Annotated in this window: 17 protein-coding genes; 8 read left to right on the top strand and 9 right to left on the bottom strand. The window is 71.6% G+C overall.

Annotated features, from left to right (window positions below; all coding sequences use genetic code 11):
* Window positions 1-48: 48 nt before the first annotated feature.
* From IEY73_RS17945 to IEY73_RS17955, 3 genes are all read left to right on the top strand, one after another.
* A complete protein-coding gene (locus IEY73_RS17945) occupies window positions 49-1,728 on the top strand; it encodes an MFS transporter (protein ID WP_189080378.1) in 1,680 nt (559 codons plus the stop codon).
* Window positions 1,725-2,354, top strand: coding sequence for a futalosine hydrolase (locus tag IEY73_RS17950; protein ID WP_189080379.1), 630 nt, complete (start codon window positions 1,725-1,727; stop codon window positions 2,352-2,354). The genes IEY73_RS17945 and IEY73_RS17950 overlap by 4 nt, the downstream gene beginning before the upstream one ends.
* A gap of 81 nt (window positions 2,355-2,435) precedes the next feature.
* Window positions 2,436-3,290 (top strand): 1,4-dihydroxy-6-naphtoate synthase, encoded by an 855-nt coding sequence (locus IEY73_RS17955; protein WP_189080380.1) that lies wholly within the window; start codon window positions 2,436-2,438, stop codon window positions 3,288-3,290.
* Here IEY73_RS17955 and IEY73_RS17960 read toward each other — a convergent pair.
* From IEY73_RS17960 to IEY73_RS17970, 3 genes are read right to left on the bottom strand one after another with little or no spacing between them, the layout of a single operon-like run.
* Complete coding sequence (locus tag IEY73_RS17960; protein WP_189080381.1) at window positions 3,287-3,673, bottom strand: cold-shock protein; 387 nt, start codon at window positions 3,671-3,673, stop codon at window positions 3,287-3,289. The genes IEY73_RS17955 and IEY73_RS17960 overlap by 4 nt on opposite strands.
* A gap of 40 nt (window positions 3,674-3,713) precedes the next feature.
* Window positions 3,714-4,340, bottom strand: a complete 627-nt coding sequence (locus IEY73_RS17965) for an HAD family hydrolase (RefSeq protein ID WP_189080382.1) — start codon at window positions 4,338-4,340, stop codon at window positions 3,714-3,716.
* Window positions 4,337-4,543, bottom strand: coding sequence for a hypothetical protein (locus tag IEY73_RS17970; protein WP_189080383.1), 207 nt, complete (start codon window positions 4,541-4,543; stop codon window positions 4,337-4,339). Before IEY73_RS17970 ends, IEY73_RS17965 begins: the two co-directional genes overlap by 4 nt.
* Before the next feature lie 82 nt (window positions 4,544-4,625).
* Between IEY73_RS17970 and IEY73_RS17975 the strand changes: the two genes are divergently transcribed.
* A complete protein-coding gene (locus tag IEY73_RS17975; RefSeq protein ID WP_189080384.1) occupies window positions 4,626-7,043 on the top strand; it encodes a helicase-associated domain-containing protein in 2,418 nt (805 codons plus the stop codon).
* Between the two features lie 62 nt (window positions 7,044-7,105).
* Entirely contained in the window at window positions 7,106-8,767 is a 1,662-nt protein-coding gene (locus tag IEY73_RS17980) for a DNA repair helicase XPB (RefSeq protein ID WP_189080385.1), read from the top strand.
* 30 nt (window positions 8,768-8,797) lie between these two features.
* On the opposite strand, the gene IEY73_RS17985 is transcribed toward IEY73_RS17980, so the two are convergent.
* From IEY73_RS17985 to ligD (IEY73_RS17995), 3 genes are read right to left on the bottom strand one after another with little or no spacing between them, the layout of a single operon-like run.
* Entirely contained in the window at window positions 8,798-9,682 is an 885-nt protein-coding gene (locus tag IEY73_RS17985; protein ID WP_189080386.1) for a DUF6346 domain-containing protein, read from the bottom strand.
* 39 nt (window positions 9,683-9,721) lie between these two features.
* Window positions 9,722-10,633, bottom strand: coding sequence for a non-homologous end-joining DNA ligase (gene ligD, locus IEY73_RS17990; RefSeq protein ID WP_189080387.1), 912 nt, complete (start codon window positions 10,631-10,633; stop codon window positions 9,722-9,724).
* Window positions 10,626-11,573 carry a non-homologous end-joining DNA ligase gene (gene ligD, locus IEY73_RS17995; protein ID WP_189080414.1) on the bottom strand — a complete coding sequence of 316 codons (948 nt, stop codon included), beginning with the start codon at window positions 11,571-11,573 and terminating at the stop codon, window positions 10,626-10,628. Before ligD (IEY73_RS17995) ends, ligD (IEY73_RS17990) begins: the two co-directional genes overlap by 8 nt.
* A 95-nt stretch (window positions 11,574-11,668) precedes the next feature.
* Between ligD (IEY73_RS17995) and ku the strand changes: the two genes are divergently transcribed.
* The 3 genes from ku (at window position 11,669) to IEY73_RS18010 (ending at window position 13,911) form a co-directional block, all read left to right on the top strand.
* Window positions 11,669-12,616: a non-homologous end joining protein Ku gene (gene ku / locus IEY73_RS18000; protein ID WP_189080388.1), complete on the top strand. Its 948-nt coding sequence runs from the start codon at window positions 11,669-11,671 to the stop codon at window positions 12,614-12,616.
* A gap of 21 nt (window positions 12,617-12,637) precedes the next feature.
* Window positions 12,638-13,126 carry an NUDIX domain-containing protein gene (locus IEY73_RS18005; protein ID WP_189080389.1) on the top strand — a complete coding sequence of 163 codons (489 nt, stop codon included), beginning with the start codon at window positions 12,638-12,640 and terminating at the stop codon, window positions 13,124-13,126.
* Between the two features lie 143 nt (window positions 13,127-13,269).
* Complete coding sequence (locus IEY73_RS18010; RefSeq protein ID WP_373292814.1) at window positions 13,270-13,911, top strand: HNH endonuclease family protein; 642 nt, start codon at window positions 13,270-13,272, stop codon at window positions 13,909-13,911.
* Window positions 13,912-13,916: 5 nt separating this feature from the next.
* Here the strand turns inward: IEY73_RS18010 and IEY73_RS18015 are convergent, their stop codons facing one another.
* Genes IEY73_RS18015 through IEY73_RS18025 form a run of 3 tightly spaced genes read right to left on the bottom strand, consistent with a single transcriptional unit; the run spans window position 13,917 to window position 16,230 of the window.
* A complete protein-coding gene (locus IEY73_RS18015) occupies window positions 13,917-15,107 on the bottom strand; it encodes an MFS transporter (RefSeq protein WP_189080390.1) in 1,191 nt (396 codons plus the stop codon).
* Window positions 15,107-15,667: a TetR/AcrR family transcriptional regulator gene (locus tag IEY73_RS18020; RefSeq protein WP_229715925.1), complete on the bottom strand. Its 561-nt coding sequence runs from the start codon at window positions 15,665-15,667 to the stop codon at window positions 15,107-15,109. The genes IEY73_RS18015 and IEY73_RS18020 overlap by 1 nt, the downstream gene beginning before the upstream one ends.
* Complete coding sequence (locus IEY73_RS18025) at window positions 15,664-16,230, bottom strand: sugar O-acetyltransferase (protein ID WP_189080391.1); 567 nt, start codon at window positions 16,228-16,230, stop codon at window positions 15,664-15,666. The genes IEY73_RS18020 and IEY73_RS18025 overlap by 4 nt, the downstream gene beginning before the upstream one ends.
* Window positions 16,231-16,308 lie beyond the last annotated feature (78 nt).

Raw genomic sequence — 16,308 nt, forward strand, 5'->3', positions numbered from 1 at the left:
GGCCTCCAGAAGGGGACGCGGGTCGTGTTCATCAGTCAGGATGGTGCAATGCCGCTGCTTCCCTCCATCGGACGCACCGTCGGCACCGGCGCGAAGGCCGTCCGGCTACTGGTGCGCGGTTCCGTGCGCGGCGGGGCGTGGGCAACCCGCCGGGTGGGTGACGCGCGGGCCAAGGGCGCCGCCAACGAGATCGGCATGGTCCGCCTCTTCGACCTGCACGCGGTGTCCTGCGCCGGCGACACCCTGATCGCCATCGGCCTGGCCGGGACGATCTTCTTCAACGTGCCGCTCGGCGAAGCGCGCAGCAAGGTCGCGCTGTACCTGCTGGTCACGATGGTGCCGTTTGCGCTGCTCGCCCCCGTCGTCGGGCCGGTGCTGGATCATTTCCGGCACGGCCGCCGGTACGCCCTCGCGGTCACCATGCTGGGCCGCGCGTTCCTCGCGTATGTGATCTCCGACAACCTGCTCGGCTGGGGTCTGTACCCGGCCGCGTTCGGCGTGCTCGCGCTGTCTCGCGCGTACGGGGTGGCGCGGTCCGCCGCGGTGCCCCGGCTGCTGCCCGCGGGCGTCGGACTGTCCCAGGTCGGAGCCCGCGCCAGCGTGTACGGGACGTTCGCCGGCGCCGTCGTCGCGCCGATCGGTCTCGCCGCCTTCTGGTTCGGGCCGCAATGGTCGCTGCGCGTCGCGACGCTCATCTTCCTGGTCGGCATGGTGATCTCGCTGCGACTGCCACCGCGCGCCGACTCGGACCCGGCCGAGACCGTTCCCCGGCCGCTGCGCACCGTGCTGCGACTACGCCGCGGACCGGATCGCCCGCTGTCCGGCGCACTGGTGATCAACGCCTTGATCGGCAGTGCCGGCTTCCGCCTGTTGTACGGTTTCCTGCTGCTCTACTTCGCCTTCGCGGTGAAGGCGGGTGACCTGGCCACCACCGTCTTCGGGCGTGATATCGGCAGTCAGGGCGCGGTGGCCCTGGTCGGCGGCGCGCTCACCGCCGGCACGTTCTTGGCCACTGCGGTCGGCACCCGGCTACGCATCCGGCGACCCACCGCGCTGCAATCCAGCGGGCTCACCCTGACCGCCGGTGTGGCCGTCCTCGCGGTGATCTTCTATCGCCTTCCGATGGTGGCGCTGCTGTGCCTGGTTGCCTCCATCTTCAGCGGCATCTCCAAGCTCGCGGTGGACGCCAGCATCCAGGAGCGGGTGCCGGAACGGTTGCGCGGCAGCGCATTCGCCCACTCCGAGACGGTCCTCATGCTCGCGTGGGTGCTCGGCGGCGCGATCGGCATCATCCCGCTCACCGGCCGCTGGGGCGTTGCCGTCGCGGCCTTCGTCGCCGTCGCGGCGGCGATACGCGCGGCGATCGTCGCCGGACGCCTGCACCGGGAACGGCTGCATGGCCGTCCGGTGAGCGCCACCGAGGAGACCGAAGCCGTCCCGGACCCGGACCCGGACTCGGACTCGGACTCGGAGCCGGAGCCGGAGCCGGAGCCGGAGCCCACGCTCGTCCAGCCCCCGCGGCAGCGCTGGGGTGAGATCCTGAGCTTCGGCCGCAAGACGACCACCACCGCGCCCGAATCCGGCGCGGCCCGCCCGGCACCGGATCCCGCTCCGTCGAAGGGCCCGCCGCCGCCCGCCGGACCGGCCGCGCCCTCCCGCGCTGCCCCGCCCGGCTACCACATCTATCGGCCGTCCTCGGTCGACCAGCAGCCGGGCGACGACGGATGACCGGCGCGGTGCTGGTCGTCACCGCGGTCGGCGCCGAGGCCGACGCGGTGCGCGGGGGCGCCCGCGACGCCGTGCACGTGTCGGCGGCCGGTGTCGGCCCGGCCGCGGCGGCCGGCGGCACCGCCCGGCTGCTGGCGCTGGCCGAGGCGGCCGGCACGCCGTACCGGGCGGTGATCAGTGCGGGCATCGCGGGCGGGTTCGACGGCCGGGCCGCGGTCGGCGCCACCGTCCTGGGCGTCCGCAGCATCGCCGCCGACCTGGGCGCGGAATCACCGGCCGGATTCTTGCCGGTGGAGACGCTGGGCTTCGGCACCAGCGTGATCGAGGCGGACGGCGAGCTGCTGGCGTCCCTGACGGCGGCGCTGCCCGAGGCGGTCCGCGGCGACATCCTGACGCTGTGCACGGTGACCGGAAGCGGTGCCACCGCGGCCCGCTTGGCGCGGGCGCATCCGGCCGCGGTGGCCGAGGCGATGGAGGGGTACGGGGTGGCGAGCGCCGCCACCGCGGCGGCGGTGCCGTTCGCCGAACTGCGCACCGTGTCCAACCCGGTCGGACCCCGGGACCGGGCGTCCTGGCGGATCGCGACGGCGCTGGCGGCCCTGACGAAGGCCGCAGCCGCCCTCTGATCGAGCCGGGGCCGCGCATTGTGGTAAGAGGAACAGGCTGCCTGCCGGGCCAGATCAGGCTTGCGTGGTTACGGTGAGGTCGTGGCGTTCACTCTCGCGGCTTCCCCGTGCCCCAACGACACCTTCGTGTTCCACGCCCTGGTGCACGGCATGATCCCGGGTGCGCCCCCGGTCGACTTGACCTTCGCCGATGTCGACGTGACAAACACCGCCGCCGAGCGCGGCGAGTTCGACCTGGTCAAGGTGAGCTACGCGGCCCTGCCCTGGCTGCTCGACGACTACCATCTGCTGCCCTGCGGCGGCGCGCTGGGACGAGGATGCGGGCCGCTGGTCCTGGTGCGGGACGACGGGGACGGGAGCGCCCCCGACCTCGGTGGCGCCACCGTGGCGGTGCCCGGCGACCGGACCACCGCGTACCTGCTGTTCCGGCTCTGGTCCGCCGACCGGCCGCCGGCGCACATCGAGGTAGTGCCGTTCCACGAGATCATGCCGGCGGTCGCCGCCGGGAAGTACGACGCCGGCCTGGTCATCCACGAGGCTCGCTTCACCTACCCGCGGCACGGGCTCACCGCGCTCGTCGATCTGGGCGAATGGTGGGAGACGGGCACCGGACTGCCGATCCCGCTCGGCGCGATTCTGGCGAAAAAGGGCGTCGTCGACCCCACGCAGGCCACCGAGTGGATCCGCACCAGCGTGAGCATGGCCTGGGCGAACCCGGACGCGAGTCGGGAGTTCGTGCTGGCCAACGCGCAGGAGATGGAGCCCGAGGTAGTCGACCAGCACATCGCGCTCTACGTCAACGAGTTCACCCTGGACCTGGGCAAGGAGGGCTTCGCCGCCGCCGACGCCCTGCTCGGGCGGTCGGCGGCGGCGGGCATCACTCCGCAGATCGGCTCACTGGCCGACGGCCACCAGCCGAACGACGCGAGCGGCTAGACCTCCAGCTCACTCGCCACCGCGTGCACCAACTGGGCGATCTTCTGCGCCGTACGCTTATCCGGGTACCGGCCGCGGCGCAGATCGGGCTGCACCTTGGCCTCCAGCACCTTGATCATGTCCTCGACCATGCCGTGTAGCTGGTCGGCCGGACGGCGGCGCAGCTCGGCGACCGACGGCGGGGCGTCGAGCACCTTGACGCCCAGCGCTTGGGCGCCCTTACGACCGTCCACCACGCCGAACTCGACACGCTGACCGGTCCGCAACTCGCCGACACCGGCCGGCAGCGCGCCCTTGGGCAGGAACACATCCCCGCCTTCGTCGCTGGTGACGAAGCCGAATCCCTTCGCCGCGTCGTACCACTTCACTCGACCCGTGGGCACCGCTGACCTCAACTTCAGTTGTTTGGACTACCACTCAACGTTATCGAGCCGCGCGCCCGGACCCAACCACAATCCCGCTCAGGAGATCAGGCAGGGACCGAAGGTCCGGCAGGACGTGCGCGGCACCCGCGGCGCGCAGCTCCGCCGGGCTGCACGGCCCGGTCGCCACCGCGATGCCGGGCACCTCCGCGGCTCGCGCCGCGGCCATGTCAGCGACATGGTCACCGACGTACCAGCGCACCCCGTGCTCGGTCACCGCGGCAGCCTTGCCCTCGGCGAACAGGTCACCGGCCAGCTCGTCGGCCGCGATGCCCAGGTGGTCCAGGTGCATCCGTGCCAGGTGCGCAATCTTCGACGTGACGACCACCACCCGCAGGCCCCGATTGCGTACGGCGTCCAGCGCCGCCTCCGCGCCCGGCATGGCCACGGTCGGCGCGATGGCGTGCTGCGCGTACAACTCGCGGTAAACCGTCACCGCCCGCTCGATGTCGGCGGGTGGAAACCAGTGCGCCAGCTCGGTGCGCAACGGCGGACCGAGCCGCGAGGCGGCGAGGTCGGCGTCGACATGCACGCCGGTACGGGCGGTGAGTGCCCGATATGTCGCTCTAATGCCCGGCCGGGAATCGATCAGGGTCATGTCCAGGTCGAATCCGACCGCGGGGGTCATGGCGCGGTGGCCGGCTTGTAAGTGAGGTGTTCCGCGGGCAGCGGGAAGGTCTGGTCGTCGCCGAACGGCGACGGCGCGGCAGGCCGATCGGCGATCAGCTCGGAGACGGCGAGATGCCCTTCCCCATCGGTGCCCGCACGGTGCGCCCGATCGACGCTCCCCTGGGAAACCCCGGTGCCCGGCATGTTGGCGTCAGCCGCCACTGTCGTCCCCTTCCTCGCTCACCTCGCCCGGTCGCGGCCCGGGCCCGCCACCATGGTCGCACGACGGCTAGCGTGGAGTCCGATGGCCACCACATTCGCCGACCGCCTCCGGTCGCTCACCGACGAGGCTCTGGGCGCGCTGATCCAGCTCCGACCCGACCTCGTCGTGCCCGTGCCGTCGGATCTGTCCGCGTTGGCGGCGCGCGCCCAGTCACGCAGCTCGGTCGCCCGCTGCCTGGACACCCTCGACGAGTTCACCCTGGCCATCCTGGACGCCGCCCGGCTCAGCCGCGACGCACACGGCGGCGTGATCACCGTCGACGCGATCGTGGCGCAGGCGGCGGGCGCGGACGACGCGGACGTGCGCGTAGCCGTCGACCGGCTGCGCGCGCGTTTCCTGCTACACGGGCCGACCGACGCCCTGCATCTGGTCGGCGCGGTCGAGGAGGTCACCTCCCCCTACCCCGCCGGTCTCGGCCGGCCCGCCGAGATGCTGGAGCCGCAGACGGCGGCGTTGGCGGCGGACCGGGCGAAGCTGCGCCGCACGGTGCTGGCCGCACCCGCCGGAGCGCGGGCGGTGCTGGACCGGCTCACCGCGGGCCCACCGATCGGGTCGCTGAACTCTGCGGCAATGGCCGAGCCGGTGCGCTGGTTGGTGGACAACCACGTGCTGGTGCGGGTGTCCGACGTGGGACGGATGCCGCATCCGGCCGGGGAACTGGTCGAGCTGCCACGCGAGGTCGGTCTGCTGCTGCGCCGAGAGACCGGGCCGCTGGGCCGGTTACGTGCGCGCCCGCCCACCCCGACCGAGCCGGTGCGGAACCCGGCGGCGGTGGACTCGGCCGGGGCCGGCCAGGTGATGGAGGCGGTCCGCAACGCCGAGGCGTTGCTGGAGGCGCTGGCCGCCGAACCGGCCCCGGTGCTGCGCACCGGCGGTATGGGCGTGCGTGACCTGCGACGCCTGGCACGCTCGTTGAGCCTGGACGAGCGTTCGGTGGCGCTGCTGGTGGAGGTGACGTACGCCGCCGGGCTGCTCGGTGAGGGCGGTGCCGCGAGCGGATCCCGGGCCGTCCACAACGGCCGTGCCACCGGCACGGTGGATGAGACGTTCCTGCCCACCACCTCGTACGACCTGTGGCGTGCGCTCCCCCCGGCGCAGCGCTGGGAGTCGCTGGCCCGGTCCTGGCTCGCCATGCCGCGGCAGCCCGGTCTGGTGGGGCAACGCGACGACCGGGACCGGCCGATCAACGCACTGTCCCCGGACGCGGAACGTCCCGGCGCGCCGACCGCCCGCCGGGAGGCGCTGACCACCCTGGCCGAGCTGCCGGAGGGCACCGCGCCCGGCGACGCCGCAGTGCTGGAGTTGCTCGCATGGCAGGCGCCGCGCCGGGCCAAGGGGCGGGAAGGCACGCATCGCGACGCGCTGTCCGGCGCCGCGGCGCTGGGCGTCACGGCGCTGGGGGCGCTCACCACGTACGCGCGGGTCTTCCTGACCGATCCGGTCGATGAGGGTGACCCGCTCGGCGTCCGCGGGCACCCGGATGCGCCCGGTGACACCGCACGGGCGCTGGACCACCTGCTGCCCTCGCCGGTCGACCATGTGCTGGTGCAAGCCGACCTGTCCGTGGTGGTGCCCGGCCCGCCGGAGCCGGAACTGGCCGCCGAGCTGGACGTCGTCGCGGAGCTGGAATCGGCCGGTGGGGCGAGCGTGCATCGCATCACCCCGGCGAGTGTGCGGCGGGCGCTGGACAGCGGGTACGGCGCGGGCGACCTGCACGCGTTGTTCGCGCGACGATCACGCACCCCGATCCCGCAGGCCATGACCTACCTGATCGACGACACCGCGCGGCGGCACGGCGGCCTGCGGGCCGGCCCCGCCCGCGCCTATCTGCGCAGCGACGACGAGGCGCTGCTCACCGAGGTGCTGGCGGACAAGCGCCTGTCCGCGCTCGGCCAGCGGCGGCTGGCGCCCACGGTGCTGATCTGCGGGTACGACCAGGCGCGGCTGCTCGCCGCGCTGCGGGACGCGGGCTACGCGCCGGTCGCTGAGGACGCCGACGGCGGCATGGTGCTGTCCCGGCCGCGGGCCCGCCGGGCGCCCGGCCGGGCACCGGCGGCAACCCGGCCGACCGACCACCCGCCGGTCGTGCTGTCCGGTCCTCGGCTGGCCGGGGTGGTGGAGCAGATCCGGCGCGGCGACGCCGCCGCCCGCGCCACGCGCCGCGCACCGGTGACCCTGCGCGGGGCGACCAGCACCCGGACGACCGGCCTCACCTCGGTGCAGGCGCACGGTCAGGCGATGGCCGTGCTGCAGCAGGCGGTGCGGGACAAGGCCCGGGTGTGGGTCGGATATGTGGATTCGCACGGCGCCACGTTGTCCCGCCTGGTCCGCCCGGTCTCACTGAGCGCCGGTTATCTGCGCGCGGAGGACGACCGCACCGAAACGCTGCACACCTTCGCGTTGCACCGCATCACGGCGGCGGTCGCCGAGGAGGGCTGACCGCCCGCGCCGACGCGTGGCAGACTGGAGGGTCGGATTTTCCGCGTCGGAGAGGCTTCCCTGTGAGCGGCGGACCGTTGATCGTGCAGTCGGACAAGACCCTCCTGCTGGAGGTGGACCATGCTGATGCTCAGGCCTGCCGGATGGCCATCGCGCCGTTCGCCGAGCTGGAACGCTCACCGGAGCACGTGCACACCTACCGTCTGACCCCGCTGGGACTGTGGAACGCCCGCGCCGCCGGTCACGACGCGGAGGGCGTGGTCGACGCGCTGATCAAATTCTCCCGTTACCCGGTGCCGCACGCGCTGCTGGTGGACGTCGCGGAGACGATGGACCGCTACGGACGCCTGCAACTGGTCAACGATCCGAACCACGGGCTGGTGCTCCGCGGGCTCGACAAGATCGTGCTGATCGAAGTGGCCAAGAGCAAGAAGCTGGCCGGCATGCTCGGCTCCCGCATCGACGACGAGACCATCGCGGTGCACGCCTCCGAGCGCGGCCGGCTCAAGCAGGCGCTGCTCAAGCTCGGCTGGCCCGCGGAGGACCTGGCCGGTTACGTGGACGGCGAGGCGCACCCGATCGAGCTGGCCGAGGACGGCTGGCACCTGCGCTCCTATCAGCAGGAGGCGGTCGAGGGCTTCTGGTCGGGCGGCTCCGGGGTGGTGGTGCTGCCGTGCGGCGCCGGCAAGACCCTGGTGGGCGCCGCCGCAATGGCGTGTGCGAAGGCGACCACGCTGATCCTGGTGACCAACACGGTCGCCGGCCGGCAGTGGAAGCGGGAGCTGGTCGCCCGTACGTCCCTGACGCCGGACGAGATCGGTGAGTATTCCGGTGAGCGCAAGGAGATCCGGCCGGTCACCATCGCCACCTACCAGGTGCTCACGTCGCGGCGCGGCGGCACGTTCACCCATCTGGACCTGTTCGGCGCGCGCGACTGGGGCCTGGTGATCTACGACGAGGTGCACCTGCTGCCCGCACCGATCTTCCGGTTCACCGCCGACCTCCAGGCCCGGCGGCGGCTGGGGCTGACCGCCACGCTGGTCCGCGAGGACGGCCGGGAGGGCGACGTCTTCTCGCTGATCGGCCCGAAGCGCTACGACGCGCCGTGGAAGGACATCGAGGCGCAGGGGTGGATCGCGCCCGCCGAGTGCACCGAGGTCAGGGTCACCCTGACCGACGCGGAGCGGATGGCGTACGCGGTGACGGAGGCGGACGAGCGGTACCGAGTGGCGGCGACCGCCCGCACCAAGCTGCCGGTGGTCCGCGCGCTCGTCGACCGGCATGCCGGCGACCAGACGCTGGTCATCGGGGGCTACATCGACCAGTTGCACGAGCTCGGCGACTATCTGGACGCCCCGATCGTGCAGGGCTCCACCACCAACAAGGAGCGGGAGCGGCTGTTCGACGAGTTCCGTTCCGGCGCGTTGCGCACCCTGGTGGTGTCGAAGGTCGGCAACTTCTCCATCGATCTGCCGGAGGCGGCGGTGGCGATTCAGGTGTCCGGCACGTTCGGCTCCCGCCAGGAGGAGGCCCAGCGGCTCGGCCGGGTGCTGCGGCCGAAGGCGGACCGCCGGCAGGCGCACTTCTACACGGTGGTGTCGCGGGACACGATCGACACCGAGTACGCCGCGCACCGGCAGCGTTTCCTGGCCGAGCAGGGGTACGCCTACACCATCGTGGACGCCGACGACGTCCTCGGCCCGCCCCTGCCCACCACGGAGTAGCCCACCGCGCCGACGTGCGGCGTCCGGCGATCAGCCGCCGGATTCCGCGGCGGTCAGGTCCGGGGCGCGATACCGCAGGATCACCCCGCCCTCGCGCGGGACCTTCACCCGCCGTTTCGCGTACGTACGAGCCGGGGGCACCGGACCCACGACGATGACCTCGACCCGGTGCCGCCCCGGACCGGCGTCCAGCTCATACACGCCCCAGCCGGGCACCGACCGCACCCGGCCGTCCACGCGCAGGCGCGGCGTGGCGGCACCATAGAGCGCCGCGGACGGCGGATACGATAGGTCGACGGCCAGTCCGGGCCGGTCCACCGGCTCGACCGACACCTCCGGTCGCGGCGCTTCGACCGGTTCCGTGCGGCGTGCGGCTTCGTCCTTCGCCCGCCATCGGGCGCGAATCCGCTCTGCCCGCGGCCGTCCGATCAGGGCGGCCACCAGGTAGCCGACCGCGACGATGGCCATGATCACGTCCGCGGTGACGGCGGTCCGGTCGAACAGCGCCACCACCAACCGCCACAGCCAGAGCGTGGGACGCCCGTAGGAGCAGCCGGAATCGTCGCAGTATTCGCGGAAGCGCACCTGCCGGCCGGCATCGTTCGGGGTCACCTTCGAGCCGTCCACGACGGCGTGCACGGTTCCGTCGGCGGTACGCACGGTCACCTCGCAGGCCCAGAACCAGCCGAAGCCGTCCAGGCTCACCGGCCCGTACCGGTGACACCGCCCGACCTCGGCGACCGCGGGGTAGTCGGCGAACGGCGAGTCCACCCCGTGGTCCAGGCTCAGCAGCGTCGACGCGCTCAGGAACAGCAGGACCGTCGCGCACGCCCAGCCGACGGCGAGCACCAGGTCGCGCAGCCGCGGGAGCAGACCGTCGACCACCGCCGGTTCGCCGACCTCCGAGTCGATCATGGCGTTCAGTTATATCAACGCTTGTCGAGAAGGGACTCGTCAAACCGGTAGTCGGGGTCCCGGGCTGAGCAGATCGGCGAGCAGGTCGCCGTGGTCGTCGACCCGGTCCAGCACGTCGGTCGCGGTGTACTGCCGCGCGGCCGCGTCCCCGGTGCCGATCGCCTCCACCTCGTCCCAGGTGAGCGGCGTCGACACGGTCGGGTTCGGTTGGGCACGCAACGAATAGGGCGCCACCGTGGTCTTCGCCGCGTTGTTCTGACTCCAGTCGATGAAGACCTTGCCCGGCCGGATCGCCTTGGCCATCCGCGCCGTGACCGACCTCGGCATCTGGGCGGCAAGCTCGTCGGCAACCCTCTTCGCGTACGCGGAGACCACCTCGGCCGATTGGGCGCCGGCGATGGGGCAGCACAGTTGCATGCCCTTCTTGCCGGAAGTCTTGGGATAGGCCGCGATCCCGTCGTCGGCCAGCCGGTCCCGCATCAGCACCGCAACCGCGCAGCATTCTCGCAGCCCGGCCGGCGCTCCCGGGTCCAGGTCGACCACCATGAGATCGGGATCGGCGCCGACGCGCCACTGCGGGGTGTGCAGCTCCAGCGCGGCCAGGTTCGCGATCCACACCAGCGCGGCCAGCTCGTCGACCACCACGAAGTCGATGGTCTCCCGGGACATGGTGGAGCCGGGCACCGGCAATGTCTCCCGACGCACCCAGGAGGGCGTGCCGCCGGGGGCGTTCTTCTCGAAGAAGAACGCCCCGTCCACGCCGTTCGGGTAACGGATCCGGGTCAGCGCCCGGCCGCGCAGGTGCGGCAGCAGCACCGGCGCGAGCCGCGTGTAGTAGTCGATCACCTCGCCCTTGGTGAAGCCCGCCGCCGGATACATCACCTTGTCCAGGTTCGACAGCTCCACGTCGCGCCCGTCGATGGTGACGGTGAACCGCGCCGGTTCAGGCACCGTCGTCCTCCTCCGCGCACTCCGCCGGGGTCTTGTCGCGCCGCAGCCGCAGGAACCGCGGGAACCTCAGGCGGCCGTCCGGGGTCCGGTTGCCGTAGCGGACCTCGACCACCACCTCCGGACGCACCCACGTGGCGCCCCGGGCATCATCGCGCGGAACCGCGTCCCCGCGGAACGGCGATTCCCGGATCACCAGCGGCGTCAACACGGACAGCAGCGCGCGCTCGGACGCCGCGCCGATGCCACCGCCGACCCGGCCGCGGAACTCCAGGCCGTCCGGACCGGGCACGCCGACCAGCAGGCCACCGATCCGGCGCACGCCGGCCCGCCAGCCGCCGACCACGTAGTCACCGGTCCGGTCGAATTTCACCTTGACCCAGTCCGGTGAGCGCGCACCCGGAAGGTACGGCGCGTCCAGCCGCTTGGCGACGACGCCTTCCAGGTGGTTCTCCCGGGCCGCGGCAGCCGTGGCCGGACCGTCGGCGAACACCGGCGGCACCATCCAGTGCGGCCCGGCCAGGTCGAGACTCTCCAGGTGTTCGCGCCGCGACGCGTACGGCAGGTCGAGCAGGGACATGCCCGCATACCTGAGCACGTCGAAGATCATGTAGGTCACCGGCAGGGTGGCGGCCAGACGCGCGGCGCGGGCCGGTTCGCGTACGTGCATGCGCTCGGCGAGCGCGGTGAACGACGGACGCCCGGCGGCGTCCAGCACCACCATTTCGCCGTCCAGCACCGTGTCCGGCGGCGCAGAAAGAGGGGATATTTCGGGATAAGCTGGCGTTACATTCGCCCCCGATCGGGCGAAAAGCCGCGGCGCGTCGCCGTCCCAGGAGGACAGGACGCGGACGCCGTCCCACTTAAACTCGTAATTCCAGCCCGCGCCGGTCGGCAGCACGCCAGCGGTGGCGAGCATGGGCGACAGCGGGGATCCGGGCACCAGATCACCATAGGCAGTGACCTGGGCCTTACGCAGTGGTCTCACGTGATGCGATCCTGGGAATCGAGCAGCTCAAGCCGGGTAGGAGTGAGAACATGCGAGCCATCTGGAAGGGCGCGGTCTCGTTCGGCCTGGTGTCGATCGCCGTGAAGCTCTACTCCGCCACGGAGGAGAAAGACATCCGCTTCCATCAGGTGCACCGCACCGACGGAGGGCGCATCCGCTACAAGCGCACCTGTTCGCTGGACGGCGAGGAGGTGACCTACGACGACATCGCCAAGGGATACGACGTCGGCGGCGGCGAGATGGTGGTGCTCACCGACGCCGACTTCTCCGACCTGCCGCTGACCAGCTCACGCGCCATCGACGTGTTGCAGTTCGTGCCAGCCGACGAGATCGACCCGATCATGTTCGCCAAGGCCTATTACCTGGAGCCCGAGGGGCAGGCCGCCAAGCCGTACGTGCTGCTGCGCGACGCGCTGGCGGACGCCGATCGGGTGGCCATCGTCAAGATCGCAATCCGGCAGCGCGAGCAGCTCGCCACCCTGCGCGTCCGCGACGACGTGCTGGTGCTGAACACGATGTTGTGGCCGGACGAGGTCCGCGCCGTCGACTTCGGCTTCCTGGACGAGGAGATCGAGACCCGGCCGGCCGAACTCGCCATGGCCAGCTCGTTGATCGACTCGATGGCCGGCAGCTTCAAGCCGGAGGAGTTCACCGACAACTATCGCGAGGCCCTGCAGGAGGTCATCGACGCCAAGGTGGAGGGCCGCGAGGTGGTCGCCCCGGAGGAGCCCGACGAGGAACCGGCCGCTGCGGTCGACCTGATGGCCGCGCTGCGGGCGTCCGTGGAGCGCGCCAAGAAGGCCCGCGGTGAGGGGGCGCAGCAGCGCGCCGAGGAGGTCGACGCCGAGCCGGAGCGCAGCAAGCAGGCACCCAAGAAGGCCACCAAGAAGGCCGCCCCCGCCAAGAAGAGCTCGCCGGCCAAGAAGTCGACCGGATCGACGCGCAAGTCGGTGCCCGCCAAGAAGAAGTCGGCCTGAGAGAACACCTAGGCTAGCGGCGTGGGATTGACGTGGGCCGAGTCCTATCTCGGCAGGGTTCGCGAGCGGGTCGGCGACACGGACACCCTGCTCTTCGTGGGAGCGCGGGGCGTGATCATCGACGACGACCAGCGTCTGCTGCTGATCCAGCGATCGGACAACCACCGGTGGGCCATCCCCGCCGGCGCGATGGAGCTCGGCGAGAGCATGGAGGAGTGCGCGATCCGGGAGACCTGGGAGGAGACCGGCCTGCGCGCCACGTCACTGACCCCGTTCGCGTTCTACACGTCGTACACCTACACGAACGACTGGGGTCACACGTACCAACAGATCCTGATGTCCTTCCGGATCCACACCTGGGAGGGCGAGTTGCAGCGGGTCACCGACGAGTCGGTGGACGCGGGCTTCTTCCCGCTGGACGCGTTGCCCGGACCGAAGTCGTTCATCATCGCGGAGACGCTCGCCGACCTGGAGTCCTTCGAATCCACCGGACGCATGATCGTGAAGTGACGCCCGCGCGGAGGCGTCGCGCCGCGAGCGCCAGACATCGACGCTCGACAATCGGTAATGCGACGGCCACGCATCGGAAAACCGTTCGTCACAACGGGAGGCGATCGTCGGATCACCGTTAGCGACGACCCGGGAGGATCCCCGTGCCGTACCGCCGATCCGCCGCCATCACCGCCCTGATTCTGCCCGCCGTGGCTCTGCTGGGGGTCGCCGTGACCGGCGTGCCCGCCGCGGCGACCCCGCCCAACATCCCGTCCGCTTCCACCGCCGCGTCGGAGCTGAACACGCTCACCGTCGCCTCCCAAGGCTCGATGAGCGGCTACTCCCGGGACAAGTTCACCCACTGGATCACCATCAGCGGCTCCTGCAACACCCGGGAGACGGTGCTCAAGCGGGACGGGACGTCGGTGCAGACCGACAGTTCCTGCGCCGCGGTGTCCGGCTCGTGGTACAGCCCGTACGACGGCGCCACCTGGTACGCCGCCTCGGACGTCGACATCGACCACGTGGTGCCGTTGGCCGAGGCGTGGCGGTCGGGTGCGAGCGGGTGGACCGCCAGCCGCCGGCAGAGCTTCGCCAACGACCTCACCCGCCCCCAGCTCATCGCGGTGACCGACAACGTCAACCAGTCCAAGGGCGACCAGGATCCGTCCACCTGGCAACCGTCGCGTACGGCGTACCGCTGCACCTATGCACGCATGTGGATCCGAGTGAAGTACTACTACGGCCTCACCCTGCAGTCCACCGAGAAGTCCGCGTTGCAGACCATGCTCAACGGCTGCTGACCGGGTCAGCGGGCGCCGCCGGCCGGCAACGGACGAACGGCGCCCGCCACCGCCACCGCGGTGCCGATCAGCACCGCCACCGCGATCAGCCCCCGTTGCACGGTGAGGTGATCTCCCAGGTATCCGATCAGCGGCGGGCCGCCGAGGAACGCGCAGTATCCGACCGAGGCGACCACGCTCACCCGGGCCGCGGCCCGGGACGGATCGTCCGCCGCCGCGCTCATCCCGACCGGGAATCCGAGAGACGTGCCCACGCCCCACAGCAACGCCCCCGCGAACGCCATCGGGACGCTCGCCCCGAACACGAACAGCAGCAGGCCGGTGAGGCTGAACACGGCCATCACGCGCACCACCGCCACTCGCCCGTACCGGTCCAGCAGGCCCGGACCGAACCATCGGCCGATGGTCATCGCGGCCAGGAACAGGGCCAGCACGAGGGTGCCGACCGCTGCCGGAGCGGCGAAGTCGTCGATCACCGCGACCCCGATCCAGTCGATGCCGGTGCCCTCCGCGAACGCGAAGGCCAGCACGAAGACGCCGACGAGCAGGGTGCGCGGTTCCCGCCAGGTCGCCAGCACGCGGCGCAGACCCGAGGTGGGTCCGGTCGGATCCGGCTCCGCACCGGGGAGGAAGGCACGGGCCGCGCGGACCACCAGGACTCCGACGATCACCGCGACCACCAGCAGGTGGATGGTCACCGACAGGTGCATCGCCACGGCGGCGGTCCCCGCGAGCGCGCCACCGACCGTGCCGATGCTGTACCCCGCGTGAAAGCGCGGCATGATCGCCCGGCCCAGCATCTGTTCGGCCACCGCGCCCTGCACGTTCATCGCCACGTCCCAGGTGCCGTTGGCGAAGCCGAAGCAGAACAGCCCGGCCACCACCGGCGCCACGCCAAAGCGGTAACCCACCGCCACCGCGCTCAGGGCCACCGCGAACAGCACCGCCATCGCCGCGAGGGTCCGCCGCGACCCGAACCGGCCGACGATCTGCCCGGCCGCGGGCAACGCCACGATGGAACCCCCGGCGATGGTCAGCAGCACCAGGCCCAGTTGCGACGGGGTGATGTCGAGCGCGTCGCGAACCTGCGGGATGCGCGACGCCCAACTGGCGAATCCGGCGCCCAGGGCGATGAAGGCGACGTACACCGCCCGCACCGCGGAGCGGACCTCCGGGCTGACCGCGGTCGTGGTCATCACGGCACCGTCCGGCGGACCAGGTCGCGGATTTCGGCCTCGGACAGCGCGGTCGTGGTGGACAGGGTCTTGTGCATGACGAGCCCTTCGATCAGCGCGTCCAGGCCGCGCGCGGTGAGCGGGTCGACAAAACGTTCCAGTACGCCGCGGCTGCTGCGCATCCACGACTCGGTGACCGTCCGCAAGGCTGGGTCGCGCAGCGCGGCCAGATATAGCTCGTACGCGACCGCCCAGTCCTGCTGATCCGCCTCCGCGTCCGCGTGGATCAGGCTGGTCACCGCGTCGATCAACTGCGCGCGGTCCCGCACGCCGGCGAAACACGACTCATAGATGGCGGACATCCGCTCGGCATGCCGGCCGAACGCGTGCGCCAGCAGGTCGCCCAGCCCGTCGAAGTGGTAGGTCAGCGAACCCAGCGGCACGTCGGCGACCGCGGCGATGCGGCGATGCGTGGTGCCCGCGACGCCATGCTCGGCGACCACCGTCACGGCGGCGTCGATGATGCGCGACTTGCGATCCGGGTCGAAACGCCGGGCCGGACGTGTCGCGGCCGGCTTCACGGCTCCACCGCCCGCACCACCCGCGCCGGATTGCCCACCGCGACGACGTCGGCGGGCAGGTCACGCACGACGACCGCGCCCGCGCCGACCACCGTGTTCGCACCGATCGTCACACCGGGGCAGACGATCACCCCACCACCCAGCCAGACGTTGTCGCCGACGGTGATCGGCCGGGCCGCTTCCCACTTATCCCGGCGCGGTCCCGCGGCCACCGGGTGCGTGGCGGTGAGCAGTTGCACATAAGGCCCCATCTGCACGTCGTCGCCGATGGTCACGGCGGCGACGTCGAGGCTGACGAGCCCGAAATTGGCGAAAACCCGCGCGCCGATCACGGTCTGGTAGCCGTAGTCGCACCGAAACGGCGGCCGGAGGTCGCTGCCCTCACCGAAGCCGCCGAGCAGTTCCGTCAGCAACGCGCGACGGCCTTCCCCGTCCGTGGGATCCATCTGGTTGAGCCGGTGCGTCAGGGCCTGCGCACGTGCGCTGTCATGGGCGAGTTCCGGGTCGTCCGCGATGTACGGCTCGCCGGCCAGCATCCGGTCGCGCATGGTCAACTGGGTCATGTGTACAAGCGTACAGATCATGTGTACGTTCGTACATATGATGCCGGGCACCCGGCTCCGGCCCCCGCTTCCCACCGA

It is taken from the genome of Mangrovihabitans endophyticus, from assembly GCF_014646155.1.
GTDB classification, from domain to species: Bacteria; Actinomycetota; Actinomycetes; order Mycobacteriales; family Micromonosporaceae; genus Actinoplanes; species Actinoplanes endophyticus.